The 25785-nt window shown below is 40.8% G+C and carries 24 protein-coding genes; 8 read left to right on the top strand and 16 right to left on the bottom strand.

Annotated elements, in window-relative coordinates; genetic code table 11:
- Positions 1 to 281 precede the first annotated feature (281 nt).
- Complete coding sequence (locus P2W73_RS24945; protein ID WP_276504828.1) at positions 282 to 1103, top strand: SDR family oxidoreductase; 822 nt, start codon at positions 282 to 284, stop codon at positions 1101 to 1103.
- Positions 1104 to 1219: 116 nt separating this feature from the next.
- Positions 1220 to 1501: a hypothetical protein gene (locus P2W73_RS24940; RefSeq protein WP_276504827.1), complete on the top strand. Its 282-nt coding sequence runs from the start codon at positions 1220 to 1222 to the stop codon at positions 1499 to 1501.
- Between the two features lie 49 nt (positions 1502 to 1550).
- On the opposite strand, the gene lysS is transcribed toward P2W73_RS24940, so the two are convergent.
- From lysS to P2W73_RS24895, 9 genes are all read right to left on the bottom strand, one after another.
- Positions 1551 to 3089 carry a lysine--tRNA ligase gene (gene lysS, locus P2W73_RS24935; RefSeq protein WP_276504826.1) on the bottom strand — a complete coding sequence of 513 codons (1539 nt, stop codon included), beginning with the start codon at positions 3087 to 3089 and terminating at the stop codon, positions 1551 to 1553.
- Between the two features lie 45 nt (positions 3090 to 3134).
- Entirely contained in the window at positions 3135 to 3755 is a 621-nt protein-coding gene (locus tag P2W73_RS24930; RefSeq protein ID WP_276504825.1) for a sterol desaturase family protein, read from the bottom strand.
- Between the two features lie 38 nt (positions 3756 to 3793).
- The gene (locus P2W73_RS24925) at positions 3794 to 4660 is read right to left on the bottom strand and encodes an SDR family NAD(P)-dependent oxidoreductase (RefSeq protein WP_276504824.1); all 867 of its coding nucleotides are present in this window, start codon (positions 4658 to 4660) and stop codon (positions 3794 to 3796) included.
- Positions 4620 to 5642, bottom strand: coding sequence for an NAD-dependent epimerase/dehydratase family protein (locus P2W73_RS24920; protein ID WP_276504823.1), 1023 nt, complete (start codon positions 5640 to 5642; stop codon positions 4620 to 4622). Before P2W73_RS24920 ends, P2W73_RS24925 begins: the two co-directional genes overlap by 41 nt.
- Positions 5639 to 6316, bottom strand: a complete 678-nt coding sequence (locus tag P2W73_RS24915) for a CPBP family intramembrane glutamic endopeptidase (protein ID WP_276504822.1) — start codon at positions 6314 to 6316, stop codon at positions 5639 to 5641. Before P2W73_RS24915 ends, P2W73_RS24920 begins: the two co-directional genes overlap by 4 nt.
- 5 nt (positions 6317 to 6321) lie before the next feature.
- The gene (locus P2W73_RS24910; RefSeq protein WP_276504821.1) at positions 6322 to 7005 is read right to left on the bottom strand and encodes a DUF6134 family protein; all 684 of its coding nucleotides are present in this window, start codon (positions 7003 to 7005) and stop codon (positions 6322 to 6324) included.
- Positions 7006 to 7130: 125 nt separating this feature from the next.
- The gene (locus P2W73_RS24905) at positions 7131 to 9848 is read right to left on the bottom strand and encodes a TonB-dependent receptor (RefSeq protein WP_276504820.1); all 2718 of its coding nucleotides are present in this window, start codon (positions 9846 to 9848) and stop codon (positions 7131 to 7133) included.
- A gap of 370 nt (positions 9849 to 10218) precedes the next feature.
- A complete protein-coding gene (locus P2W73_RS24900; protein WP_276504819.1) occupies positions 10219 to 11052 on the bottom strand; it encodes a helix-turn-helix domain-containing protein in 834 nt (277 codons plus the stop codon).
- A 200-nt stretch (positions 11053 to 11252) separates the two neighbouring features.
- Positions 11253 to 11582 carry a hypothetical protein gene (locus P2W73_RS24895; protein WP_276504818.1) on the bottom strand — a complete coding sequence of 110 codons (330 nt, stop codon included), beginning with the start codon at positions 11580 to 11582 and terminating at the stop codon, positions 11253 to 11255.
- A 305-nt stretch (positions 11583 to 11887) separates the two neighbouring features.
- Between P2W73_RS24895 and P2W73_RS24890 the strand changes: the two genes are divergently transcribed.
- From P2W73_RS24890 to P2W73_RS24880, 3 genes are all read left to right on the top strand, one after another.
- Positions 11888 to 12883, top strand: coding sequence for a hypothetical protein (locus tag P2W73_RS24890; RefSeq protein ID WP_276504817.1), 996 nt, complete (start codon positions 11888 to 11890; stop codon positions 12881 to 12883).
- A 15-nt stretch (positions 12884 to 12898) separates the two neighbouring features.
- Positions 12899 to 13900 carry a helix-turn-helix domain-containing protein gene (locus P2W73_RS24885; RefSeq protein ID WP_276504816.1) on the top strand — a complete coding sequence of 334 codons (1002 nt, stop codon included), beginning with the start codon at positions 12899 to 12901 and terminating at the stop codon, positions 13898 to 13900.
- A 261-nt stretch (positions 13901 to 14161) separates the two neighbouring features.
- A complete protein-coding gene (locus P2W73_RS24880) occupies positions 14162 to 14884 on the top strand; it encodes a DUF4197 domain-containing protein (RefSeq protein ID WP_276504815.1) in 723 nt (240 codons plus the stop codon).
- Here P2W73_RS24880 and P2W73_RS24875 read toward each other — a convergent pair whose 3' ends face one another.
- The gene (locus P2W73_RS24875) at positions 14885 to 15274 is read right to left on the bottom strand and encodes a hypothetical protein (RefSeq protein ID WP_276504814.1); all 390 of its coding nucleotides are present in this window, start codon (positions 15272 to 15274) and stop codon (positions 14885 to 14887) included.
- A 323-nt stretch (positions 15275 to 15597) separates the two neighbouring features.
- Between P2W73_RS24875 and P2W73_RS24870 the strand changes: the two genes are divergently transcribed.
- The gene (locus P2W73_RS24870) at positions 15598 to 17115 is read left to right on the top strand and encodes an IS1634 family transposase (protein WP_276504813.1); all 1518 of its coding nucleotides are present in this window, start codon (positions 15598 to 15600) and stop codon (positions 17113 to 17115) included.
- 435 nt (positions 17116 to 17550) lie between these two features.
- Here P2W73_RS24870 and P2W73_RS24865 read toward each other — a convergent pair whose 3' ends face one another.
- Together P2W73_RS24865 and P2W73_RS24860 are read right to left on the bottom strand one after the other, a co-directional pair.
- Positions 17551 to 18456 (bottom strand): flavin reductase family protein, encoded by a 906-nt coding sequence (locus P2W73_RS24865; RefSeq protein WP_276504812.1) that lies wholly within the window; start codon positions 18454 to 18456, stop codon positions 17551 to 17553.
- On the bottom strand, positions 18456 to 19463 hold the full coding sequence (locus tag P2W73_RS24860) for a fumarylacetoacetate hydrolase family protein (RefSeq protein WP_276504811.1): 1008 nt from the start codon (positions 19461 to 19463) through the stop codon (positions 18456 to 18458). Before P2W73_RS24860 ends, P2W73_RS24865 begins: the two co-directional genes overlap by 1 nt.
- A gap of 131 nt (positions 19464 to 19594) precedes the next feature.
- Here P2W73_RS24860 and P2W73_RS24855 point away from each other — a divergent pair, with 131 nt between their 5' ends.
- Both P2W73_RS24855 and P2W73_RS24850 read left to right on the top strand, forming a co-directional pair.
- Positions 19595 to 22177: a bifunctional glycoside hydrolase family 9 protein/polysaccharide deacetylase gene (locus tag P2W73_RS24855; protein WP_276504810.1), complete on the top strand. Its 2583-nt coding sequence runs from the start codon at positions 19595 to 19597 to the stop codon at positions 22175 to 22177.
- A complete protein-coding gene (locus P2W73_RS24850; RefSeq protein ID WP_276504809.1) occupies positions 22170 to 22910 on the top strand; it encodes a sterol desaturase family protein in 741 nt (246 codons plus the stop codon). Before P2W73_RS24855 ends, P2W73_RS24850 begins: the two co-directional genes overlap by 8 nt.
- Positions 22911 to 22942: 32 nt before the next feature.
- Here P2W73_RS24850 and P2W73_RS24845 read toward each other — a convergent pair whose 3' ends face one another.
- From P2W73_RS24845 to P2W73_RS24830, 4 genes are all read right to left on the bottom strand, one after another.
- Positions 22943 to 23272, bottom strand: a complete 330-nt coding sequence (locus P2W73_RS24845) for a hypothetical protein (protein ID WP_276504808.1) — start codon at positions 23270 to 23272, stop codon at positions 22943 to 22945.
- A gap of 4 nt (positions 23273 to 23276) precedes the next feature.
- A complete protein-coding gene (locus tag P2W73_RS24840) occupies positions 23277 to 24038 on the bottom strand; it encodes a TIGR02757 family protein (protein ID WP_276504807.1) in 762 nt (253 codons plus the stop codon).
- Positions 24039 to 24064: 26 nt separating this feature from the next.
- Positions 24065 to 24211 (bottom strand): lmo0937 family membrane protein, encoded by a 147-nt coding sequence (locus P2W73_RS24835; protein WP_276504806.1) that lies wholly within the window; start codon positions 24209 to 24211, stop codon positions 24065 to 24067.
- 127 nt (positions 24212 to 24338) lie between these two features.
- A complete protein-coding gene (locus P2W73_RS24830) occupies positions 24339 to 25478 on the bottom strand; it encodes a cystathionine gamma-synthase (protein WP_276504805.1) in 1140 nt (379 codons plus the stop codon).
- Positions 25479 to 25785 lie beyond the last annotated feature (307 nt).

Raw genomic sequence — 25785 nt, 5'->3', positions numbered from 1 at the left:
ATCCCGCTCTTGGGAGAGCGGGATTGCATTTCGGTTAGGACGAGCCTTAAAAGGCTTTTTCAGTTGTTGGATATTTGGATCAAAAACGGGACGCTTAAAACGGACTGTAATTGGTATCGTTCAACTACATTCTCAAAACTAATCTACGTTTTCATTTAGTGCCAGAGCAATTTTTACAGATTCTTTAACTATTGAATTTACTGCTAACAAGGGATATCTACGATGAAAACACCTGCGGGCATCACCTGTTTTTGTATCTTCCGGTTTCAAAATCAATTGCTATGTCTTTGAAAAACAAAACTGTATTAATTACCGGAGCCAGCCGCGGTATTGGCAAAGCTATAGCACTTCGTCTTGCAAAAGAAGGAGCCAATATTATCATTGCGGCAAAAACTGTGGAGGAAAATGCAAAATTGGGCGGTACTATTTTTTCTGCGGCCGAAGAAATGGAGAGAGTTGGCGGACAGGCTTTGGCCGTACAATGTGATATACGCTTTGAAGATCAAATACAAAACGTAGTGGACAAAGGGGTTGAAAGATTTGGAGGTATTGATATTTTAGTGAACAATGCTTCGGCGATTTCATTGAGTGCTACCGAACAGACTGACCCCAAACGATTTGACTTAATGCATGACATCAATGTTCGGGGAACTTTTTTTGTAACAAAAGCTTGCATTCCATATTTAAAAAAATCTTCCAATGCCCATATCCTTACTTTATCACCGCCGGTTAACCTGGATCCAAAATGGCTGAAGGGTCATATCGCATATACGATTACTAAATATAATATGAGTATGATGGCGATGGGTTGGGCTGCCGAGTTGAAAGAATACAATGTTGCTTCCAATGCGCTCTGGCCAAAAACAACTATCGACACAGCGGCGGTAAGAAATCTGTTAGGTGGCGAAGCATTGGCCAAAATGAGCCGTACCCCGGAAATATTAGCTGATGCAGCTTATTATATTTTCAGCAAGCCTTCTGCTCAGTACACCGGCAATTGCTTTATTGACGAGGAAGTATTTGCAACCGAGGGTATTACTGATCTAGGCAAGTATTCGGTTGTAGAAGGGGCAAAATTGTACAGGGATTTGTTTGTTGATTGAGCAGTCCGGGAAATATCGCTCTAATTCTAACGACAGATAATCAATACATTAGAAATTTATTATTCCCACCCGGCTTTTTTGCATAGTCTTTGTTTTCCATACTAAAACTTTCAATTATGGAAAAAAGGCAAAAGCTCGAAATGATGGATAAAATACTGCGGGAGCTGGATGATCTGAAGAATAGCCAGACCTCTGTACTTAAAAAAGTGTCGCAGATCGAAGCGGAAAATATAAACCTGGGTGTTCAACTGCTTGATCAGTCTTTACCCGATGTACACGAAAGCATTGACAAGGGAATTGAATCCGTGAACGATCTAAGCGAAAGATTCCAGGCTTACCGGGATAAGTTTTCAGCAGATAATAGGCTTGAAGTGGTAGAAGAAACTCCGAATTCCTGATCATCCACATGAGTAAAAAACCCATCTGCCGCGACGGATGGGTTTTTTATTATTCGGCAGTAACCTGTTCCTGTATTTTTTCGGGCCGCATCTGCGGAAAGAAAAGCACATCCTGGATCGATGGTTGGTTGGTCAGTAACATACACAACCTGTCTATCCCAAAACCAATTCCGGATGTCGGAGGCATACCGTATTCTAAGGCCCTTAAGAAATCGTAATCAATAAACATAGCTTCATCATCGCCTCTTTCCATCAATTTCACCTGCTCTTCAAATCGCTCCCGCTGATCAATCGGGTCATTCAACTCGGTGTAAGCATTAGCTATCTCTTTACCGTTGATCATGAGTTCAAAACGCTCCACCAGGCCTTGTTTGTCCCGGTGCTTTTTGGTCAGTGGGCTCATTTCAACGGGATAATCAATAATGAACGTAGGTTGTATATAATGATGCTCGCATTTTTCACCAAAGATGGCATCGATCAGTTTCCCTTTACCCATGGTATTGTCAACATGAATTTGCAGTTGTTTACAAACTGAACGCATTTGATCTTCATTCATTTTGCTAACATCAAATCCGGTGTGTTCTTTAATCGCATCGTAAATACTGATGCGTTTAAAAGGCGCTTTAAAGGAAATGGTTGTGTCGGCAACCTGCACATCGGTTGAATGGCAAACATCCAGTGCCGCCTTTTCAAGCAGTTGCTCGGTTGTTTCCATCATCCACAAATAATCTTTGTAGGCAGTATAAAATTCAAGAATAGTAAATTCCGGGTTGTGTGTGCGGTCCATACCTTCGTTGCGGAAGTTGCGGCTGAACTCGTATACCCAGTCAAAACCACCCACGATCAGTCTTTTCAGGTATAATTCGTTGGCCACACGCAAATAGAAAGGAACATCCAGGGCATTATGGTGAGTAATGAAGGGTCTTGCAGCAGCACCACCCGGAATATTTTGCAATACCGGTGTGTCCACTTCCAGGGCGCCTTTAGCATTTAAGAACTCCCGGATAGAGTTAATCAGTTTTGTTCTTTTGATAAAGGTTTCTTTGATAGACGGATTAATGATCAGGTCAGCATATCGCTGGCGATAGCGAAACTCCGGGTCCGTAACGGCATCAAAGGTCTGTCCTTCCGCTTCCTTTACAATGGGCAGTGGTCGTAACGATTTGCTCAGCAGCGTAAGTTCCTTAACATGGATAGAGGTTTCGCCTGTTTTGGTAATAAACGCATATCCCCTAACACCGATGATATCACTGATATCCAGCAATTTCTTCCAAACAATATCATAGAGGCTTTTGTCTTCCCCGGGGCAAATATCATCGCGGCGGATATACAATTGAATTTTTCCATATGCATCCTGTATCACGGCAAAATTGGCTTTCCCCATATCTCTCACACTCATGATGCGGCCGGCTACGCATACATCTGCAAATTCTTCTTTTCTCTCTTCCGAATAGTTTTGTTTTATATAAACTGAGTTGGAGTTTACGGGATATAAAGGCGCCGGATAGGGCTCAATTCCCATCATGATCAGTTCAGCCAGTTTTTCGCGGCGAAGTTGTTCCTGTTCGGACAATTGTTGTGTACTCATTACGCTGTTTTCAAAATTGCGGCAAAGGTACTGGAAACAGGGCTTTTAATGTCCCGATTTTCTAAAATAGAAATCAATGATCCCGTCTGAAATCTTAACTGTTTTTGGCACACTGGTATTAAATAGTTTGTCCCAACCCGTGTGGCAGGTACCGAAACAGCGATCAGGGTATTTGCAGTGGTGATGAATATGTGATGACTGCAGATTAGGAAAAACCTTTTTAGCCCAGGGCTGATGCAAAAAGACATGCATAAAACAGTAATAAACAAACCCGGAATAACATCCTGCAAAAAAAGTAAAGTAATTATCTAACCAACATGACAGCGCAATCAACACTATATTGGCTAATAACAAAAAGTTTCTCATACCTGTCGTGATCTTTAATTCCGTTGGGTGCCGGTGATGATGCATGTGTTGTTCCAGGCTTTTGCCGGGATGTTTTTCTTCCTTGCCATACATCCAGAAACGATGGGCAATGTATTCTAAAAAAGTAAAGACAATAAAGCCGGTCATAAAAAGCAATCCATGAAAAAGAATGCCGATACTATTTTCGGATTGAATGATGCAGTAACTAACAGGGCTCAGCAGGAAAAGAAAAACAGCATAGCATTGCATCTCTGAAAAACTTCTTGTCTTCCAGCTTGCATAAAAAGATCTTGTGCTCACAAAAAGGTTTAATGATTAATGGAAATTGTTTGATATAGTTAATTCAGATTATGCTTAGACGAAGGAACAACCAGAGTAACCATTGAAGGTGCCAGGTACCTGCTAAGCTGATTGTTCGTATCTAATTTTTTCATAGTACTGCCCGTCAATAGCTTTTTTAAAAAGGCAGGTAACATTTTATCGAGCAACATGAAAAAATTGTTCAGCCTTCCGGGAATAATCACTTCTTTCCCACTGAGCAGGCCATTGATAGCAATGGGCACCACCTCTTCGGGATTCATTACCGACAAGCGGGAAATACAGTTACCGGTCTTATTCATCAGTGTAAGGGTTGGGTTGGTGTTGATACCGCCGGGACATAAAACACTTACCTGCACATTGCTGTTGCTTAACTCTTCTCTCAGGCTTTTAGAGAAGAAATAAATAAAAGATTTTGTAGCGCCATATACCTGTTTTTTAGGCAGGTAAAAAAAGGAGGCAAGGCTGCCGACATTCAATATATAAGAACGGGCATGACGCTGAAGCATGGGAAGAAACAGGCGGGTGATCAGCGTTGTTGCCAATACATTTAACCGTATCTGTTTTTCAAACAAAACCGGGCTTCCTTCTTCAAATAATATGGTGCTGCCAATACCTGCATTGTTGATCAGCATGTTCACCTGTAAATTCAATGCGGCCACTTCAGCATATAGTTCCATGCAGCTTTCATCCCTGCACAGGTCTTTACCAATACATACTACTTCTACAGGATAGTTGGCCTTTATCAGTGCTGCCAGTGCATAGAGCTCCGGGCCGGGAAGTGCAACCAATATAAGGTTCATACCTCGTTTGGCGCATTCAATAGCGAATGCTTTTCCAAGCCCTTCACTGGACCCTGTAATGAGGGTATAACCTTTGTTTTGCATGCAATTCAATTTTAAATGAATGAATGGTTCGTTGCAATGCCGCGGTAAATGGTGCAATAGAATAGCCGAGCTCATCTATCGCCTTTGCCGATGTAAAAGATTTATTGCAATAGATCTGGCTGACAGCTTTGGAATTGAAAAAAGGATCTTTACCAATAAGCCTGCGCTGAATAAAATGCAAACCGCCGTACAGAGCGGCAATACTTTTTGGCATGGGAATGATTATTCCTCGCATGCCGGAAACCTGGCGAAGCTTTTCAAAAAATTCCTTGTAAGAAAGGTTTTCGCCACCAATAATATACTTTTCTCCTTTTATTCCCCTTACAGCCGCCAGCAGATGCCCCTTTACCAGGTCATCAATAAATACATAGTTTGAAACAAAATCATCAGGCCGGGGACAAAAAGAAATTTTGCCGGAGATGAAACGCCTGATTACACTATTCACACTTAACTGATGCTTATCTATGCCGGGACCGAACACTTTGGTGGAAGTTACAATCACTGTGTGCAAGCCAAGGTCTGCATATTCCTTTACCAATTTTTCAGCAAGAAATTTTGACAAATCATAATCGTTGGTAAACCCGGCAACACGGGGATAGTTTTCACTCATTTCTTTATGCAGGGAAGGGCCGATGACACCGCCTGTGCTGGTGAAAACAAACTTTTTTACTCCTGCTTTCAAGGCTGCATCAAGCATGTGACGGGTACCTTCTACATTAATATCATAAAAATCAGTTGGCCTGCGGGAGCAAAACCGCACCAGGGCTGCCGTATGAAATACAGTGTCGCAATTTTCTATTGCAGGAAGAATCGTTTCCTTTTTGGTTATATCACCTGCAAAAATTCTTATCAGCGGATGCTGTGGAATTAAGGGAGAATTAGTGTTTCTTACTAAAATATTGACCATGTTTCCATTCTGCGCCAAACTGAGTGCAAGATTATGGCCAACGTAGCCGGTAGCTCCTGTAACCAGGGTTTTCATAAAACAGGTTTTGATTTTTTATTAAAAAAAACTGACAAGAGAAAAACTTCATGTGATGATGACAACATCAAATGAAGCAAAATGGCCGGCCAAACCGATTGATACCAAATAGTGAATACACAAAGAATCAAACCAAAGGGAATTGACCCATACATTTCTTTTTTTCCATTGAATGAATGGATAAGTACATACAATACAAGGTTGATGCCGATAGCGGCGATAACGCCAAAGTTTTCTATACAGCTAAACAGGATGCAGCCCCTGAAAAACCATTCATAACATGCCAAAAACGAAGATCGTAACAGCAGGTGAGTGCTTGCCTGAAGAAATGCATATTTATAAACAACGGCTCTCTCTGCAAGTAGGCCACGATTGTTCTGAATCACTAATAATACCAGGAGCAAAGCTGTTATGGACAAAAAGAACACCTGAACTACGTCAACCGGGGCGGGCCAGGCCAATATATCTTCCCTGATGACAGGTAAAAGAAAAGAAGGCAAAACAGCCGTAATGATAATTCCTCCTGCATGACGCAAATGAAGTAGCAGCCAGTTACCATTCATTACTTTTTCCGATACCAGGTTTTCGCTTTTCATTTTGTAAACAGCAAAGCAAAGAAGGAAGAGCAGGCAATAACATATTGCCAGTATGATGAATTGAATGTCCGGTATCATTGTATTTAATTTATAAGTTCAAATGATGACCGGTAAAACTTGTGATGTACTTCTACTCTTGTGCAGAGCCCATCCTGGTAGAAATATTCATTGTAATTGCCATCAGGGAATTTGATCCTGTAATGATGATCGCCTATAGTTTGAATATCGAGGAATTGCTGCGATTTGTCAGAATAAACCTTTGGCACATCAACAGGTTCTTTTGCATAAAGACAAATCATGTTATAAAAAATTGGATAGTTGCTCAGTGTTTCCGAATGATTTCCTTTTGAAACAATATAATTCCTGCCAACCAGGGTTGTTTTCTTATTCACCTGTTCATTACCATTCAGCTTTTGATAAACGAAAGATGATATCATTATGCCATTTTCATATACCGATTCTTCCTGGCCAATGGCTGTAAACAAAAAAAGTATCCTGGTTTTTATTTCCGATTCTACTTTAAACACTCTTTTGTTACCAACAAATTGTTGCGTAAAGGAGATGATGCCAATCTGTGCTCCTTTTCTTTTGACACTGTATTGCAATTGGCTTGTTTGAGAAAAAGCAATATAACAGGTAAGAATAAGTAAGATGAATATGAAGAAGAATTTACCTGCTTTTCGCAGCAGGAGCGCAAGCTGCTCGGCTTTTGCGGGATGAGTTTTCCCGTACCTGCGCAGCAGCAGGAAAATAATTGTGGGAATCATAAAAAGGGAAGGTTTAATGCCTGCCTGTCGGCAGACAGGGTTAATGGTTCAGGAAACCGTCCCGGGTTGGATACCGGGACGGGGTGGTTTAATGATTAACGGGAGAAACTGTTTATTGGAGTTGTTTAAAAGTTATAGATGTAAGCGGCATAGTACAAACCGCCGATGGCTGGATTAGCGTAAGCATTTTTGTAGTAATGATTGAAAATATTAGTTCCACCCAATCTCAAGGTTGATTTGATTTTGGACAGTTTATAACTCACCTGTGCATCTACAGTAGCGAATGCATCCAGCGGGCCATTTGCCAATTCGCCTTCCCATTCAAATGCATCCTGCCAGCGCATCATCACATTAAAACTGAACAATTCTTTTTTGCCCAATCCTGAATTGCCGAAACCTGTATTGAAACGATACTTTGGTGCGTTGAAATAAGCTTTGAAACCTGAAGGCACATCGGTGATGACATCAGAGTAGGCATTAAAGAATACTGAATAGTTATTGTTCATCCTGTAATCCATTCCAAGTCCAAAGCCATAGGTTTTTACTTTATTGCTGCTGTTAACTGTAATGGAAAAAGCTTCGCCGGTAGCAGGTTGGTACAATCCTATCCTGCCGATAAAATCTTTATACTTTCCAACATAGCCATAAGCATCTATCAACAGTTTGTTTTTAATTACTCCTTTATAACCGATTTCAAAGGAACGCATCGTTTCAGGTTTGAACTCTTTGTATTCATATGGAGTTGCGGGACCTCCGATTTGATAAACAGGGTTTTTATCGGCATGCATATAATCCATTACCCAAGGCAATCCGCCCAGCAGCAGGTAATCACCACCTACATCCAGACGAATCCATTGTGCCAGGTTACCGGGAAAGCGATAAGCTGTCTGGTATGACATCCGGAGATTATTGTCTTTTGCCAGCCTGATCAGCGCAGCAAATCGTGGAGTGAATTGGGCTTTGAAATTTTCATTCTTATCAAAACGGCCAGAGGCAATTAAAGTAAGTGCTTGTTGAAACAGTTTTTTAGTTATTTGTGAGTAAGCTCCCACTTCATTGATGCCAATAGGTTTTAACGTATCAATAAACAAAGTGCCGGACGAGTTCAAAATATATTTTTTATAATTTCCGCCCACGATGACTTCGGCATTTCTTGCAGCATCACCCAGAGTATATTGTCCTTCCGTCATCCATAGTTGTGATTTTTCTTTGAACATGCCGCCATTGGGGATGGGAGTTTTTCTTACCTGTTCAAAGATTTGATTGAATAAAGCTGAACCGGCTTCAGGACGGCCCTGGTCGGCGTATGCTCTTCCTGCGGCATGCAACTGTGGCGCTGCATTTACTACTGCTGCCTGCGCCTGTGCAAGGGTGCCTCCGTTCATTAATACTGACTGAAAAATTTGTCCGGCTCCTGTTACAAAGGCGCCAACGTATTCAGGATACCATTGCTGGCTCAGTTTCCATGCTTCATTAAAGTATTGAGTAGCTACCGTTGCGCTATATGCTTCACCAGCATCTTCCTGTGTTGTATAAGTTCTAAAAAACCAATTCTTGTGTTTCAATTCGAGTTTGTATTGCCCAATCTTGATTCCTTTTAATGCATAACGATTATCATCTGTGTAAACCGTATTGCCGGTTGACCAATATCCCATTATTTGGGCTTCAATTTTGTGAGTAAGTTTATAATGAAATGCACCTGATAGTTTAATATTTTTTGTTTTAGGATCAATTATATCTCTTTCATGGTAGCCTGTACGGGATGCATTAAGATCAGGTACCAATTGTGAAGCACCGGGAGGTAAGAAACCACCTGTCTCCATTAATAGGGCAACATCATGAATATTGACTGAAGTTTCATCTCCATAAACATTTACCCCATCATAGTTAGGATCGGTTGCCCTTGTGCCTGGTATCAATTTTCCCGAAGTCCCTGAACGCAAATAGTTGGATGTATCACCCGCAAGCCAGTCATCTGCCTGTATGTATTGAGCACTTAGCTTGAATGCAACTCTTTCATTGAATTTCTTTGCCCAGCGAAAAGAATAATCATTATACATAGAAGCATTTTCTCTTCCGCCTTTACCAAGGTGCATAATACCCGGTTTTATCATCACACTTAATCCCGGGTGTTTAAAAGGATTTTTACTGTTAATAAGCACAGTGCCATTCATACCCCCGGGCCCGTACAATGCTGATGAAGCGCCGGGCAATAATTCAACACTCTCCATATCCAGTTCAGTAAGGCCGGCAAAATTGCCTACAAAGAAATTTAACCCCGGGGCCTGGTTATCCATGCCATCTACCAATTGATTTACCCGTGTGCTGCCACTTCCGTTAAAACCACGGGTACTGGGTGTTTTAAATGTAAGGCTTGAACTGGTTTGGTCTGCGCCTTTGAGATAAACAACGGCATCGTAAGCAGAAGTAGTGGGCAACTGCCGTATGCGCCGGTGGCCGATCATTTCTGCAGAAAAAGGAGCATCCTTAATTTTAGTAGGAATGCCTTTTGTAACCAGCAATACTTCTTCCTGCAATCCGGAAACAGGCTTCATACTAATGATCACTTCGTTTGTGTTATCAACTTTAATTTCCTCATTCAGAAAGCTGATATGGGAGATCAATAGTGTAACCGGAAGAGAAGAAACGGTCAACTGAAAATTTCCTTTGGTATCAGTGGTAGTGCCATTGCCTGCATTCTTTACCATCACCGACGCATCAGCCACAGGACTATTTTTATCATCGGTTAATTTTCCTTTGATAGTAATTTTTTGAGGCTGGGAAAAAACTGCAGGCGATAAAGCAATTAATGCTGTTATAAATAGCCATGCAAACTTTCTCATAGTAAAAAGTTTTGTTTTAGTGCCTACTCCTGTCGCCTTTCGGCAAATGCGCCGTACTCTTTAAAGGATTTTCCGGGTTCTCCTTTTTAGTTATGTGGGTATCGTATGAATGAATTGTCTGAAAATGTGTTTTGCAAAGGATCCTGTGGGGACAAAGATTTTGCCGGCGCTGATTTTATTTTAATTCAGCAGTTCACTGCATCAATAGCAGTGCTCAGGAACAATTTTTAAAGCTGGTCTTTAGAAGGGCTTTTTCAATTTTATCAGCAGCTCTTTAATTCAGCAGCATCACGGTGATAATGTTCTAAAATCATTTCATACCCAAAATTATTTTAACAGGGTCAGGCCGGATTGTAAATAAACGACAACTTTATAGCTCCACTTTTTCCGAAAAGCTTTCTTTGAGAAGCGGAGTAATTCTGAAAAGTTCTTCCGGTGCTTTTGAAGTAAACTCCCTGAATTCCTTTATTAAATGTGCCTGGTCAAAATAGCCTCTGTTGTAGCAGATACTGGTCCAGCTTTTTTGCGGATCGATCATCTTATCCTGGAGAGCAGTATAAAATCTTGTGATTCGCATAAATAATTTCGGCGGCATCCCCACTTCATTAATAAATCTTCTTTCAAAATTCCGTAAGCTCATATTTGCATAAAGGGCAAGGCTGTCAATGGACGCTAACCCATTATTTTTTAAAATATTGTTGGCAACGTTTGCAATAACAGGTGTGTAATGTTTATGCTTTTGGGCCAAGAGTTTTGTTACCAGGTATGTGTCCATATACATTCCCAGTTCTGCAATATCCTGTGAGGACTCCAACTGCTCCCTCATTACAGAATAATCATTTCCGAAAATGTCTTCAGCCCGTAGAAAAGTATTCATTAATATTTTTTGGGGAATGCCAAATACAGCAAAAAAACCATTGGCTTTAAATTCGATATTAAACAAAATAAAATCTCCTTTAAAGTAGCCACAACCTGCCGACTGGGTAGATAGAAAATAAACGTTGTCGGAGACTTTTTTCTTCCTACCGTTCTCTTCAATCGAATAACAAAATTTATCCTTTAAAAAGAATGTCATATAGCACTCATTCAATGCATGTAATGGTTTTTGCAAAACCGATTCCCCGGTATTGAATACACGAAGTGCATAACACCGAACATAGGGCTGCAAAATGACAGCGGGTTTTATTTCAGTAGCTGAAACCATATTGCTGAGTATTAAAATTTACCAATTCAAATAAATCTCTCTTTTATGGCAAACGACTCATTTTCATCCGGGTTCTCACTTATTAGTCGCTAACCGCACTGCATTTGCAAACAGGTGACGAGGCCGGATACCAATTGAGAACATCCAACTGCCAATTTGCAATCGCCGGCGGATGCAAAAGATAGCTAAAACGCAAGGGATCAATTGCTTCTTACATCATCCAAAAAAAGATAAGGGTCCAGGGAAAATGGCTTTTCAACGGGCTGAGGGCTGTGGCCCTGGTTTACCAGCAGAAGATGTCCGGCTGAATGAATATCCCAGATAAGAACTTTGTTGCCGAACGGACAGGCATCTTTCAATTCGGGAAGCATTTCGAAAAGCATTCCTGCCCAGCAGGCATTTTCCAATTGTTCCCTGTGAAGGTTCAGGTTTAGTCCCTGCAATTTGGTATCGCGGCTGCAAAATTCCCGGCTGCAGAAACGGCTGTCTATAAAAAGCAGTATTTCCTGGTTGTTTATTTCGGGTTTCATAATGTTTTGTTTTTGTTACTGCCAAATTACTATACCACAAAGCGGGTATATAATTGAATTTTGTCTTAACGTTTCTTTGACTTGCAACTTTTGCAACTGCCGGGTTTGGATAGTGTCTCAGTCTCCCACACAAAGAGACACAGAGATCACAAAGTATTTCTTACTGTTCTTTACGGCTTTGTGGAATAAGTAATTGCAAACTGATACATTGCCCCGGTTCCGGGCATTTGCAGTTTTTGATAAATTGGTCTAACTTTCTGTAAAGGCTCTGCAGCTTTTGCAAACTGGCCTCTCAACCACCAACCATGGCTAACTATCCATCTCAGGAATTTCTTTTCCAGCGGATCAAGGAGCTTTTGCCTCCGCATATAGCCGTAGTTGATTCCGTGGCCGAAATACTTCATATCAGCAGCGACAGCGCCTACCGCCGTATCCGGGGCGAAACACCGATTGTTCTGGACGAAGCCAGGGAACTTTGTAATTACTTCAAATTGTCGCTGGATCATATTTTAAACGTGCAGGGAGGCTCCACCCTTTTTCAGAATGTTCGTGTGAATACCCAAACCTATACCTACGAACAGTATCTCAAAGAATTGCTGAAACAAATGATATACATCAGCAGTTTTATTCATAAAGAGATCGTCTACCGGACCAAAGACATGCCCATTTTTCATAATTTCTATTATGAGCCACTGCTTGCCTTTCGTTACTTCTTTTGGATGAAAACGATCATTCAGCATCCTGATTTCAGTGGAAAAGATTTTACTATGAATTGTGTTTCAAAACAGATCATAGAACTTAGCCAGGAATTAAGCAGGCTTTATAACAGCGTACCTTCAACCGAGATCTGGAATACGGAATGTGTTAATGCAGCCATTTCGCAAATAGAGTTTTATAAAGACTCGGGGTATTTTTCATCGGCTTCCGATATAAAGCTGGTGTATGAATCGCTGGAAGCAACATTCCTTCACCTGAAAAACCAGGTAGAATACGGCAGTAAGTTTATGCCGGATGAAAGCCGGGAGATGAAAAAGAATAATTTAACCTTCTTCTTTAACCGTGTACTGCTGGGCGATAATACGATCATGGTGGAAACAGATAATACCAAAACTGTTTTTCTCAACTATGATGGGTTGAATTATATTTTTACCCGTGACCAGGCATTCTGCAATTATTGCCACGGGGATTTGCGAAACCTGATGAAAAGATCAACCATTATCAGTGAAACAAGCGAAAAACAGCGTAACATATTTTTTGGCATCATGCTGAATAAGATTAACGAACGGAAAAAGAATCTTTAACTCAAAACCGGTAGTATGAACGTACAGGAACTACAGCAACTGATTTTCCAGGCCATTAAAAGGAAATTGCCGGCCGATGCATCTATTGCTGATGAAGTAGCAGGATTACTGGAAATAAGCACTGACAGTGCCTATCGCCGGATGAGGGGTGAAAAGCTAATTACGTTTGAGGAACTTTATAAAATTGCCATTCACTATCGCATTTCGCTGGATCAATTGATGAGTATAAACAATGGTACGATCCAGTTCCAGGGACAGTACCTTGATAAAAAAACATTCCGGTTTGAAGAATATATGACCAGCCTGCTGCAGAACGTGGCGTATATCAACAGTTTTAAGGAAAAAGAATTTTATTACTCCTGCAAGGATATGCCGATATTTCATCATTTTGTTTTGCGTGAAATAGCCGCTTTCAAATGGTTTTTCTGGCTGAAAACGTATTTCCAGTTTCCCGAGTTTGAAAGAAAAAAATTCAGCGTTACAGATTACCCCGACGAATTGTTTGCTATTGATCAAAAAGTGCTTACTCTCTACAAGCAAATACCCAGCGTTGAGATCTGGAATATTGAAAGCATGAGCATAATCTTCCGGCAAATAGATTTTTATCTCGACGGGCATGTATTTCAATCGGACCGGGATGCTTATGCGCTGTACGAGGCGGTTGAAAAATTATGGAATCATCTGGAAGAACAGGCAGCGTTGGGTTATAAATTCTATTATAATGATCCTGAGAAAAAACCGATGGCACGGTTCAGAATGTATTTTAATGAAGTGTTGCTTGGCGACAATACTATGTTGATAACAGCGGATGGATTAAAGTTTTCCTATATAACACACAGCACTATCAATTTCATGCTGTCAAGAGATATAGCTTTTAATGAAAATCTCTATAATCATCTTCAAAACCAGATGAAGCGTTCCACCCTCATCAGCGCTGTCAGTGAAAAGGAGAGATCCAAGTTCTTCCGCATTATCCGGGAGCGGATCAGCCGAAGAAAAGAAGCGCTGAATATTTGACGCTTTATTGAAAAAACAGGGAAATCCGTTTGAAACAGTGCTTCCTGCAAGAAATTTTACCCGCCAGCACACTAAAAGTCTTAAACTATCGTCAAAGAAAATGGTGATGGTTGGAAATACGGGTTTCTGCCACTATTTTGATCCTCAATTTTTAAACTAATACTGATGAAATGAGCCAAAAAATAGCTTCTTACAAACGGAATGATTCTTTGGCGAATTCTCCCGATAGCCTCGGGAGCTAAAAACAATAAAAAATATCAAATGAAAACGAAAATCTGTTTTGTTTCTCTGTTTTTAACGATGGCCATTTTACCGGCCACTTCTTTTTCACAAATAAAATTGCCAAAAATACTTTCAAAGGTTACCGGCTCAGGAGTTACCGAAGCCGAAGCCGGCCAGGGAATAAAAGAAGCTTTAACACAGGGGGTAACCAATGCCGTGTTGAACCTGAATAAAACCGATGGCTTTTTTGGCAGCGAAATCTATAAAATGCTGCTGCCACCCGATGCGAAAAAAATAGAGACCACGCTGAGAAGTGCGGGTATGGGTGCGCAGGTAGATAAGGCCATTCTTGCCATTAATAGGGGTGCTGAAGATGCAGTGGCTTTTGCAAAACCCATTTTTGTGGATGCGATTAAAGAGATGACACTGACGGATGCTTTGAATATTGTAAAAGGAAATAAAGATGCGGCAACGCAATATTTCAAACAAAAGACTTCTCAAAAATTGATCGCAGCATTTACTCCTTCTGTTCAAACTTCATTGGACAAAGTAGAAGCCACAAAATACTACGATGATATTGTAACTAGCTACAATAAATTTCCCACAACTTTCAAAAAAGTAGACCCCGATCTTACTTCATTTGTTGTAGGCAAGGCGGTTGATGCTTTGTTTGACCAGGTGGCCAAAGAAGAAGCGAATATCAGGGCTAACCCATTGGCCAGGACAAGTGATATTTTGAAAAAAGTGTTTGGAGGAAAATAATTATAAGTTCAATTGAATTGAAACAGCAGGCATGGATTGGTATACCATACTGCTGTTTTTTATTTGCGGAATAGGTACATTTTTAAATGAAAGAGACATAGCTTTTCTTTTATTTTTTGAAGATGCAATAAAGACCGGTTCGCTGCCAATCATAAGCAATACGCCGCCGCCGCCTATAATAACACCGGTAGCGGCATCATCAAAAGAAGATTCTTTCCGGTCGCCAATTAAAAATCCGGCGCCGACAAGTGCCGCTCCTCCAATCAGCATTATCCTGGCGCCGCTTCGCTGTCGTTTGCTTTTGGCAGAAAAATATTCCCGGTTTTTAACTATCTCCTGGGAGAAAACAGAAAATGCCAGTAACAATAAAAGTATTGTGCTAAAATGCAAATTTTTTTCAGGGCTATCGGGTGAATCTATAACAGGCTTTTCTTACTCTGAATATGACAAGTGACAAAAAGCATATCCACTAAACTGACGCAAAGTTTGGACGGGGTATTAAGGACCATGCAGAAAAGGCACAATTCGTTGAACACAGGGGCGAAGCAGAATAAGGAAGGTTGTTAATTAAGAAGTTTATGGCTTCACTCCTAAATTAACCTACTCTTTCCTGACTTCCGCACTTTTTTGAAAAATTGAGAGTTTTCTTTTGAAACCCTTGCTGCTATTGAGTCGATGCCTCCATTTTGGGTGTCCCAGTCCTAATTTTGGAGATGTTTGTTCGCAAGAAACCTAACAAGAGCGGTTTAGTTAGTGTCCAGGTTATTGATAAGAGTTCTGGCAAATACCGTGTTGCCAGGACGATGGGTAGTTCAAGTGATCCTTCCGTGATAGCAGACTTGGTCCGACAGGCAGAGAAGCTTATTCCCAAGCTTACCGGGCAACAGTTGTTCAATTTTGATATTGAACAGGAGAAGCAGATTGTAGATTTGTTTTTCAAAGGCATCAAACAGATTCAATTGGTTGGCCCGGAATTGGTCCTGGGAAAACTGTTTGGGGAGATCGGATTTACACAGATCAAAGATGAATTATTCCGGCATTTGGTGATTGCACGACTGGTCAATCCAGTGAGCAAACTCAAAACCACGGACTACCTGTTTAAATACAAGGGCATCTCTATTGAAGTCGATAAGATCTACCGCTACCTCGATAAACTAAATGACAGCCAGAAGGAAACGATTCAGCAAATCAGTTACCAACACACACTGCAATTGTTGAACAATGACCTGAGCATTGTTTTTTACGATGTCACCACCCTGTACTTTGAGATTGAAGACGAAGATGATCTTCGCAAAACAGGTTTTTCAAAAGAAGGCAAACATCAACATCCACAGATATTGTTGGGTCTACTGGTAAGCATTGATGGCTATCCATTGGCCTATGAAATTTTTGAAGGTAACAAGTTTGAAGGTCATACGATGCTACCGGTCATTGAAGTATTTAAAGCAAAGTATAAGCTGGACAAACTGGTAGTCATCGCCGATGCCGGTTTGTTGTCCAATGCTAATCTGCAAGAACTTCAAAGCAAGCAATATGAATATATTCTTGGCGCACGAATTAAAAATGAAAAAGATTCCATCAAACGCCAGGTGTTGGCGTTGTCGCTGGAAAACGGGCAGAGCGCAGAGCTGGTAAGAGATGAACATACCAAACTGATAGTGAGCTACTCCGAATCAAGAGCAAAGAAAGACGCAGCCAATAGAAAGAAGGGCCTGCAAAAACTAGAACGCAGTATCGTCCGTGGGAAACTCACCAAACAGAATATCAATAACAGGGGTTATAATAAATACCTCCAGCTCAATGGTGATGTACAAATCAGCATCAACTACGATAAATACCATGCCGACCAAAAATGGGATGGATTAAAGGGCTACATCACCAATACCAAAATGAACAAAGAGGAAGTGATTGTAAACTATGGCCACTTATGGAAGATTGAGAAGGCCTTCCGGATATCTAAAACAGATTTACGCATACGACCCATCTATCACCGGCTCCGCAATAGGATTGAAGCACATATCTGTATTGCCTTTTGTGCATATAAAATTTATAAAGAACTGGAGCGACAATTACAAGCCGCAAAAAGCCACCTCTCACCGGAAAAAGCCATTGATATTGCCAACACGATATTTAAAATCACAATCGAAGCTCCAATCTCAAAATCCACGGAATCCAGGCTGCACCTTCCTAACGAGGAACAGATAAAATTGCTGGAGTTATTCAAAATTTAGAATTGGGTGTCCCAGTGCGGAACTCAGGAAAGTATTGTGCTAAAATGCAAATTTTTTTCAGGGCTATCGGGTGAATCTATAACAGGCTTTTCTTACTCTGAATATGACAAGTGACAAAAAGCATATCCACTAAACTGACGCAAAGTTTGGACGGGGTATTAAGGACCATGCAGAAAAGGCACAATTCGTTGAACACAGGGGCGAAGCAGAATAAGGAAGGTTGTTAATTAAGAAGTTTATGGCTTCACTCCTAAATTAACCTACTCTTTCATAAGTTACAAAGAATATGTCATAATTGCGTTATCTGAATTGGTAGCTTTTTAAAGAAAGTTGCCGACAGAGAAATATCTTCAAAAGACTAGAAGGGGAAGTAAATTAATAGAGCTAATGCGAACGAACCGTTATATAGCTCACACCTCTTCTATCTTAACCGTATCACTGGGCACTGGCTAGTAATACCTGCCATGCATCCTGTACTTTTCCTTTGCTTAATAGTTTTTTTGCATGCAGGTGAAGCTCTCTTTCCATCTCATCCGGATTAAGATTATAGTACTGGATGATTTGTTTTAAATGGTCGTCATCAAAGGATGGGTCAATCGAAGGTAGCTCCTGTACATTGGCTAGCTGCCCCAGGTCATTGCCTGAAAGTATTTTGCTGTTCCTGATGGCTTCAGGCAAGCTATCGATGCCAATGCCCAACTGGGTATTGGGTTTTTCGATCAGGAAGAGGTTTTGTTCGTTTACCTGGCAATACCAATCGGCACCCAGTCTTGCTACATGATTGATTTTTCGCTGATCTATTTTTGGCAAACCCTGGGCGGTAGTCGAAGTAGCATCCAGCAAGCTATCATTAATATGCATCCGCATTACTTCGCATATAACCAGGTTGCCTGCACCTCCTTCAGTTCCCAGCGGTTTTATTTCGAGCACCCTGCATTCCAGGTTGACTTTACTTTCTTTTACCATCGGCGGTTTTACAAGAGTTGCAGGTATTGCCGTGAAGCCCGCCTTATTAAACTCGTTTATGTATTTCGGGTATTCGCAACTGGCCAATGAAGTTTGTTGCACCATGTCATAGGTAACGATATTGATCACCACTTCAGGAACTTCCTGCACATTTTGCAAAGTATGCTTGGTCGTATTGTCTCTAATCCTTCTTGCCGGTGAAAAAATAACTATAGGCGGGTTGGTAGAGAATAGATTAAAAAAGCTGAAGGGGCTGAGATTTACATTCCCTTCTTTATCGATGGTCGAAGCAAAACAAATAGGCCTGGGAGCAATTACATGCTGCAGGTAATATTGCTTTTCAGCAGGTTTTAAATCTTTTAAATCAAAAACCATTATGCTTTTTTTTGCTTCAATATGCTCCAGTCTGTGTCTTCCGCCACAATCGTGTTACTCAATTTTCCTAATGCATCAATTTCCATTTCAACAATATCATTTGGCTGCAGCCATTGCTCAATATAATTAGGATCATTTAATTTGCCTGTGCCATTTAATTCCAGGAAGCAACCGGTTCCTACCGTACCGCTACCAATTACATCGCCGGGGTACAGATCTACGCCATAAGAAGCTCGTTCAATAATCTCTGCAAAGGTCCAATCCATATCGCCCAAATTGCCTTCGCTTACTTGTTGACCATTTACCCAACATTTCATCTTCAAGTTCCAGCTTTTGCCTTTGTGATTTTCCTTGCCAGGAGTTTCCCATTCATGCAGCTCATCTAATGTCACAAGCCAGGGGCCTATTGCTGTTGAAAAATCTTTTCCTTTTGCAGGACCAAGATTCAGCAACATTTCTTCCATTTGAAGTCTCCGTGCACTCAGGTCATTCATAATCATCAGCCCGCCGATATATTCATCAGCTTCTTCCGCCCTGATGTTTCGTCCATGTTTGCATATAACAATGGCTGCCTCCAGTTCAAAATCCAGTTTTTCAAAATGATCCGGCATGCACCTAACCTCGCCGGGTCCCTGTATGCTGTGATGATTGGTGAAATAAAAAATCGGGTATTGATCAAACTCCGGGATCATTTCGACCTTACGATTGCGGCGGGCAGCTGCTACATGCTGGCGAAACGCATAGCCATCGCGGCAGGAAGTGGGAAAGGGTACCGGAGCTAACAGTTGCACTTCGTTTATGGATTGTCGTTTATTGCTTGTTCTTGTTCCTTCCTGCAGCATCAATGCGCCAGCCTGGGCCACCGGGTAAGAGTCTTCCCAATACGTCAAAAACATATTCATACTGTTGGGGAGGTCGGGGTGTAACACTTCCATATCATAGACAAACCCGTTGATTAAGACGCCCAGTTGCTCGTGATTGTCTTTAAGGTAGGTAACTAGCTTCATAGCAGCATTCAATTTGGCAGCAAAGAAAGGAAAAGTTTTTAGTTATTATTAGGTGCTACACGCAAATAAACGCATTGTATGGAATGATCAAAGTTGTGTAACTTTTCCATTTTCAATTGAAAGTATCAGTTATGTATCGATTGTTGTTTATTGTTTTGTTGTTTTCATTTACTACAACAGGAAGGAAGCAGGCTCCCAAAGCCTGGATCAGAATTAATCAATTAGGCTATACTCCCGGTGGCGTCAAAGTAGCTGTATGGGGAAGCAAAGAGCAATCGACACTGAGCGATAGTCGAAGTGTTAGCAATTGGCAATTGATCGATGCAATCACAAAAAAAATTGCTACTTCCGGTAAGGTTGGAAACCCGTTTGGCGAATATGGACCATTTAAACAAACCTACCGGCTAAACTTTTCGTTTTTCAAAAAACCGGGACGGTATTATTTGCAGGCAGGCGGTACCCAATCGCCAGAATTTGAAATCGGAGAAGATGTTTATAAAGGCGCCGCTGATTTTTGTTTGCGTTATATGCGCCAGCAGCGATCAGGGTTTAATCCTTTTTTGAAAGATAGTTGCCATACCCGGGATGGTTATGTTTTGTATGGCGAAAAGGCCGGCATAAAAGACAGCACACGAATTGATGTTGTCGGCGGTTGGCATGATGCATCTGATTATTTGCAATATTCCGCCACGTCTGCAAATGCTACGTATCATTTATTGATGTCGTACCGGGATTTTCCACAGGTCTTCGCGGATGAAAAACTGGCGAATGGCCTGGACGGTAAAAATGGACTGGCCGATGTATTGGATGAAGCTAAGTGGGGACTGGATTGGTTATTAAAAATGCACCCGAAAGATGATTGGTTGTTTAATCAAATAGCCGATGACCGTGATCATATGGGTATGCGGATCCCGAAGATGGACAGCTTTTATGGAAGAGGGTATGAACGTCCCGTGTATTTTGTAAGTGGGGAGCCGCAGCAGAGAGGTAAGTTTATGAATAATACCAAAGGAACTTCTTCTACCGCAGGTAAATTTTCAAGTGCATTCTCACTGGGAGCAGTTATTTTTAAAAAAGAAAATCACGAATATGGTCAACGCCTTTATCTAAAATCTTTATCAGCCTATATTTTTGCATTGAGGAAAAAAGGAGTAACTCAATCGGCCTCAGTAAAGTCTCCCTACATATATGCAGAAGAAAATTGGGTTGATGATATTGAATTAGCAACAGTAGCTAATTCGGGAACCTCCAATCTTATTGATGCATTTGCATACGCCAGACAGGAACCTATCACACCTTGGCTTGGCGCTGACACAGCTAATCATTACCAATGGTATCCATTCATAAATATTGGTCACTACGAATTAGCTAAACAATTAAAAGGTTGGCGCAGAGATACAATTGTCGGCTATTATAGGATGGGTATTCAAAGGGTTTGGAACAAAGCAAAAGCAAACGCTTTCTATCGCGGCATTCCTTTTATCTGGTGCAGCAATAATTTAACTGTATCGTTTGCTATTCAATGTTATTGGTACAGGGAGTTGACTGGTGATAATACATTTTCAGAACTGGAGCAAGCCAATTTTGACTGGCTCTTTGGCTGCAATCCCTGGGGAACAAGCATGGTTTATGGTCTGCCATCATGGGGTGATACATCGGTTGACCCGCATTCAGCATTCACTCATCTAAAAAATTACCCGATTGATGGAGGCCTTGTTGATGGCCCTGTTTATGGAAATATTTATAAAAACCTGATCGGAATCAGGCTGAGTGACCCGGATGAATATGCCGAATTTCAAAGTGACCTTGTTGTATATCATGATGATTATGGCGATTACAGTACCAATGAGCCCACCATGGATGGTACCGCTTCGTTGATTTATTTGCTGGCTGCAAAGGAGGCAGAAGTGACCTCCGCTAAATCTTCCGCCACAGGCGGAGAGACTTTCGAAGAATCATTAAGTAACAAATTATCAGAGTCTGGCAAAGTCCCCTCTACCGGAAGGGGTTGGGGGAGGTCTCATGGCGCAATCATTCGCGGAGATACCGCGAAGAAGAATCTGGCTATTGTTTTTACCGGTCATGAGTTTGCCGAAGGAGCTGATGATATTATTCAGTCATTAAAAAAAGAAAAGGTCAGGGCGTCTTTTTTCTTTACCGGAGATTTTTATCGTAATAATTTATTTAAGAAGTTCGTTCAGCAGCTAAAAAATGAAAAGCATTATTTGGGTGCTCATTCCGACAGGCATTTATTGTACTGTGATTGGAATAAAAGGGATAGTTTACTTGTATCCAACGAGGAGTTTACAAAAGATCTGCTGGACAATTACAACGAGATGGACCGGGCCGGCATTAAAAAAGAAAAAGCTCATTTTTTTCTTCCTCCTTATGAATGGTATAATGACGCCATAGGTGGATGGACGAAAACTTTGGGATTCCAGTTGATTAACTTTACTCCCGGAACAAAAAGTAATGCTGACTATACTACTCCAGAAATGAGAAATTACCGGAGTAGCGAAGAAATTTATCAGTCGATTATTAATTATGAACTGGAAAAGCCAGCCGGTCTCAAGGGTTTTATCTTGCTACTTCATATCGGCACTGATCCAACACGTACCGATAAATTTTATAAACGATTGCCTGGGTTAATAAAATATCTTAAAGCAAAAGGATATCAGTTTCAGACGGTTGATCAACTCTTAAAGCTTGATTAAAATCATGTATGGCAGCTTTGTAAAGCCACACGCCACATTGGGTTTTTCCTATCTTTGCGGCATGCACTTCGAGAAAATTAATAACAAAGGCCAGGCACGCCTCTTTAAAAACGATTACCTGGAAATGCTGACCAAAACACATCCCCTGGTAATTTGGGGAATGTATTTGCCCGTTATTGCTTATATGCTTTATTATAGCAATACAAGATTGGATTATTCCCTGTCAAGGGTCATCCTAACTTTTTTGGGAGGTATGTTTTTCTGGTCATTTTTTGAATACATCGCACACCGTTTTATTTTCCATTGGGTGAGTGAAAATCCGGTAGCGCAAAAGATCTCTTATACTTTGCATGGCAATCACCATCATTATCCAAGAGATAAGCAACGCTTGTTTATGCCGCCGGTTCCAAGCATCATCATTGCTTCAGCCATTTTCGGTTTGATGTATTTATTGATACGGGAAAACACTTTCATGTTTTTCCCCGGCTTTATTTTAGGGTATCTTATGTATGGCACTATGCATTATGCTATTCATGCATGGAATCCTCCGTTCAAGTGGATGAAAGGGCTTTGGCGAAATCATCACCTGCATCACTATAAAAACGAGCATAATGGATTTGGCGTGAGTTCCACTATTTGGGACCATGTATTTGGAACTATGTTCGATCTTAAAAAGGAAAAAGAGGACAAAGAAAAAGTAAAGGACCTGATGTTTGAAAAAAGAAAAAATTAGTAAAAGGAGGCAAATCCTCCTTTTTTATTAAACTACCATTTATCTTCTTCGTTTATTTCATTATCCTTTTTCGTAAAAGATTTCCTGGACTGTAATTTTTGTCTTTGTCTTTCGATGATAAGGTCGGCAATGATCAGCCCTGCATCGGCGCCGGGATTTTGTTTTAGCATCGATTTCAATTTTGCTTCATTGACATCGATCCTGTAAAGCAGTTGAACCAATTTGTTAAAATCACTTTGAACAAGCGTATTAATATATGCGGCCAGTTCTTCTCTCAATTTATTCAAAGAGATACTCTCAGGCAATGCTACGCCAAATGTTGAATTGATGGCCGCAATAATATTTTTGTCTGCAGCGGACATTGGGTTAAAATTTATCAATTACCCCTAAACCGAAAAGCGCAAAATCATACTTCACGGGGTCATCTTTATCCAATTTACGCAGATAACCGGTTAATTCAACAGCTGCTTGCCAGTCAACTTGTTTTCTTTGCAATAAGTTAAAACGTTTCGCCACTCTTGCGACATGCAGGTCGATCGGGCAGATCAACTGCGAAGGTGAAATGTTTTTCCAAATGCCGAAATCTACACCTTTACTGTCTTTGCGAACCATCCAGCGTAAAAACATATTCAGCCGTTTACACGTTGAACCTTTTTCAGGACTGGCAATATGTTTCTTTGTTCTATTGGGAATATGTTCGAGAGAGAAGAAATAATGATGGAAGCCAGTTAACATTTTTTCAATGCTGCCACCATGCATAGTAAAAGCTGATTCAAGGCTATCCTGTTTACTATAATGATATTTCAGGAATTCAACGAAGTAGAGCAGATCAGTATCATTAAACGTTCGGTGCTTAAATCCAGACAATCTTTTTAATCCTCCCAAATCATGGTTCAGACAAAATTCGTATGGCTGCATGTCCATTCTCTTTAACAACTCCAGGGATTTTTGAATAATGGTAGTTCTGTTGCCCCAGGCGAAAATAGCTGCAAAAAATCCTGCTATTTCAATGTCTGCATTTTTGGTAAACAGGTGAGGGATAGAAACGGGATCATCCTTAATAAAAAAAGGTTGATTGTATTCATCAACCTTCTTATCGAAAAAATCTTTCAGGTTTGTAGTATTCATGCATAAAGTTAAACCACTTTATGTTGTCAGACGAGCCTGTCACCTCTGATCAGGCGAAGTAATATTGCGATAATCGCAATCACCAGAAGAATATGAATAAGTCCGCCTGCGGAAAAAACGAAAAAACCCAGAAGCCAACCAATTATCAGGATTACAGCAATAATATAAAGCATAGTGAATAAATTTAAATGATCAAAAAGCATTTTAATTCTACTAATACTTTGCAGATACAATGCCAAAAAGAAAGGAGGTTAGAGGTAAGAAGTCAGATTGTTGGCCTCCGGGTCCTTACCTTTTTTCTTAACCAATAGCTCTATCCAAATCTGCTATCAGGTCATCCGCGTCTTCGATACCGACACTTAACCGGATCAATGAATCGGTCAGTCCGTTTTTTATCCGTTCCTCTCTTGGAATAGAAGCATGTGTCATGGATGCAGGGTGATTGATAAGTGACTCTACACCCCCAAGACTTTCTGCCAAAGAAAACAGGTGCGTTGATGACAAAACTCGCATAGCATTTTCTACACTGTCATCTTTTAACGTAAAGCTGATCATTCCGCCAAATCCACGCATTTGTTTCGTGGCAATTGCATAACCAGGCTGGTCTTGAAAGCCGGGCCAATATACTTTTGCGACTGCCGGATTATTGCGCAACCAATGGGCAATTTTTTCCCCATTTAAACAATGCTGTTGCATTCTTACATGTAAGGTCTTGATACCTCTCAAAACAAGGAAGCAGTCCATAGGCCCGGGAACAGCACCACAGCTCTTTTGAATAAAATATAATTTTTCTCTTAGCTCAACATCATTCATTACCAGTGCTCCCTGAATTACATCGCTATGGCCTCCCAGGTATTTAGTGGATGAGTGCATGACTATATCGGCGCCAAGATCCAAAGGATTCTGTAAATAAGGTGATGCAAATGTATTGTCAACACAAAGAAGGGCCTTCGCTTCTTTTGCAATATCCGCTGCTGCTTTAATGTCGGTTATATTCATCAATGGATTGGTTGGTGTTTCCAACCAGATGAGTTTTGTTTGTGGGGTTACCAGTTTTTTTATGTTCCCCGTATTGGTTGTATCGGTATATAGAAATTTGATCCCGAATTTTTCGAACACTTTTGTAAAAAGCCGGTAAGTGCCGCCATACATATCGCTGGCTGCAATTACCTCATCGCCTGGTCCCAATAGTTTAATGACAGCATCTGTGGCGGCGACACCGCTGCTAAAAGCCAAACCAAACTTGCCGTTCTCAATGGCCGCCAGTGCTTCCTCTAATGCCTTTCGGGTGGGGTTTTGGCTGCGGGCATATTCAAAGCCCTTATTCTTGCCCGGCGCTTCCTGTACATAAGTGGAGGTTTGATAAATCGGCGTCATGATTGCTCCTGTAGAAGGATCAGGTACTGCGCCTGCATGAATAAACTTAGTCGCTAGCTTCATATCAATGATTGATTAAAAAAGTATTTAGGATAGCTACAAAGATGGGAAATAATAAATAAAGAGTTTTGCCGATAATCGATTTGCCATTCATCCTCCACTCTATCCCTTTAACAATTGCTTAGGGTTGTTTTTTGAAAATAAGAAATCATGTTTCATGCCGGCAAATTAGTTTTTCAAATCCTCATTAAATGGCTTGGGTACATTTTGTGATTTTATACATACTTCACATGCAACAGGTTTGAATACCAGTAATGGATAATCACTTGCCTTTGCTACTGCTGCCGTTTAGTTTTATGTCAGCTTTAAT

The sequence above is a fragment of the Terrimonas pollutisoli genome (genome assembly GCF_029360765.1).
Classification (GTDB): domain Bacteria; phylum Bacteroidota; class Bacteroidia; order Chitinophagales; family Chitinophagaceae; genus Terrimonas_B; species Terrimonas_B pollutisoli.
Note: the sequence above shows the minus strand (reverse complement) of the source record. Positions and strands in the feature narration are given on the sequence as shown.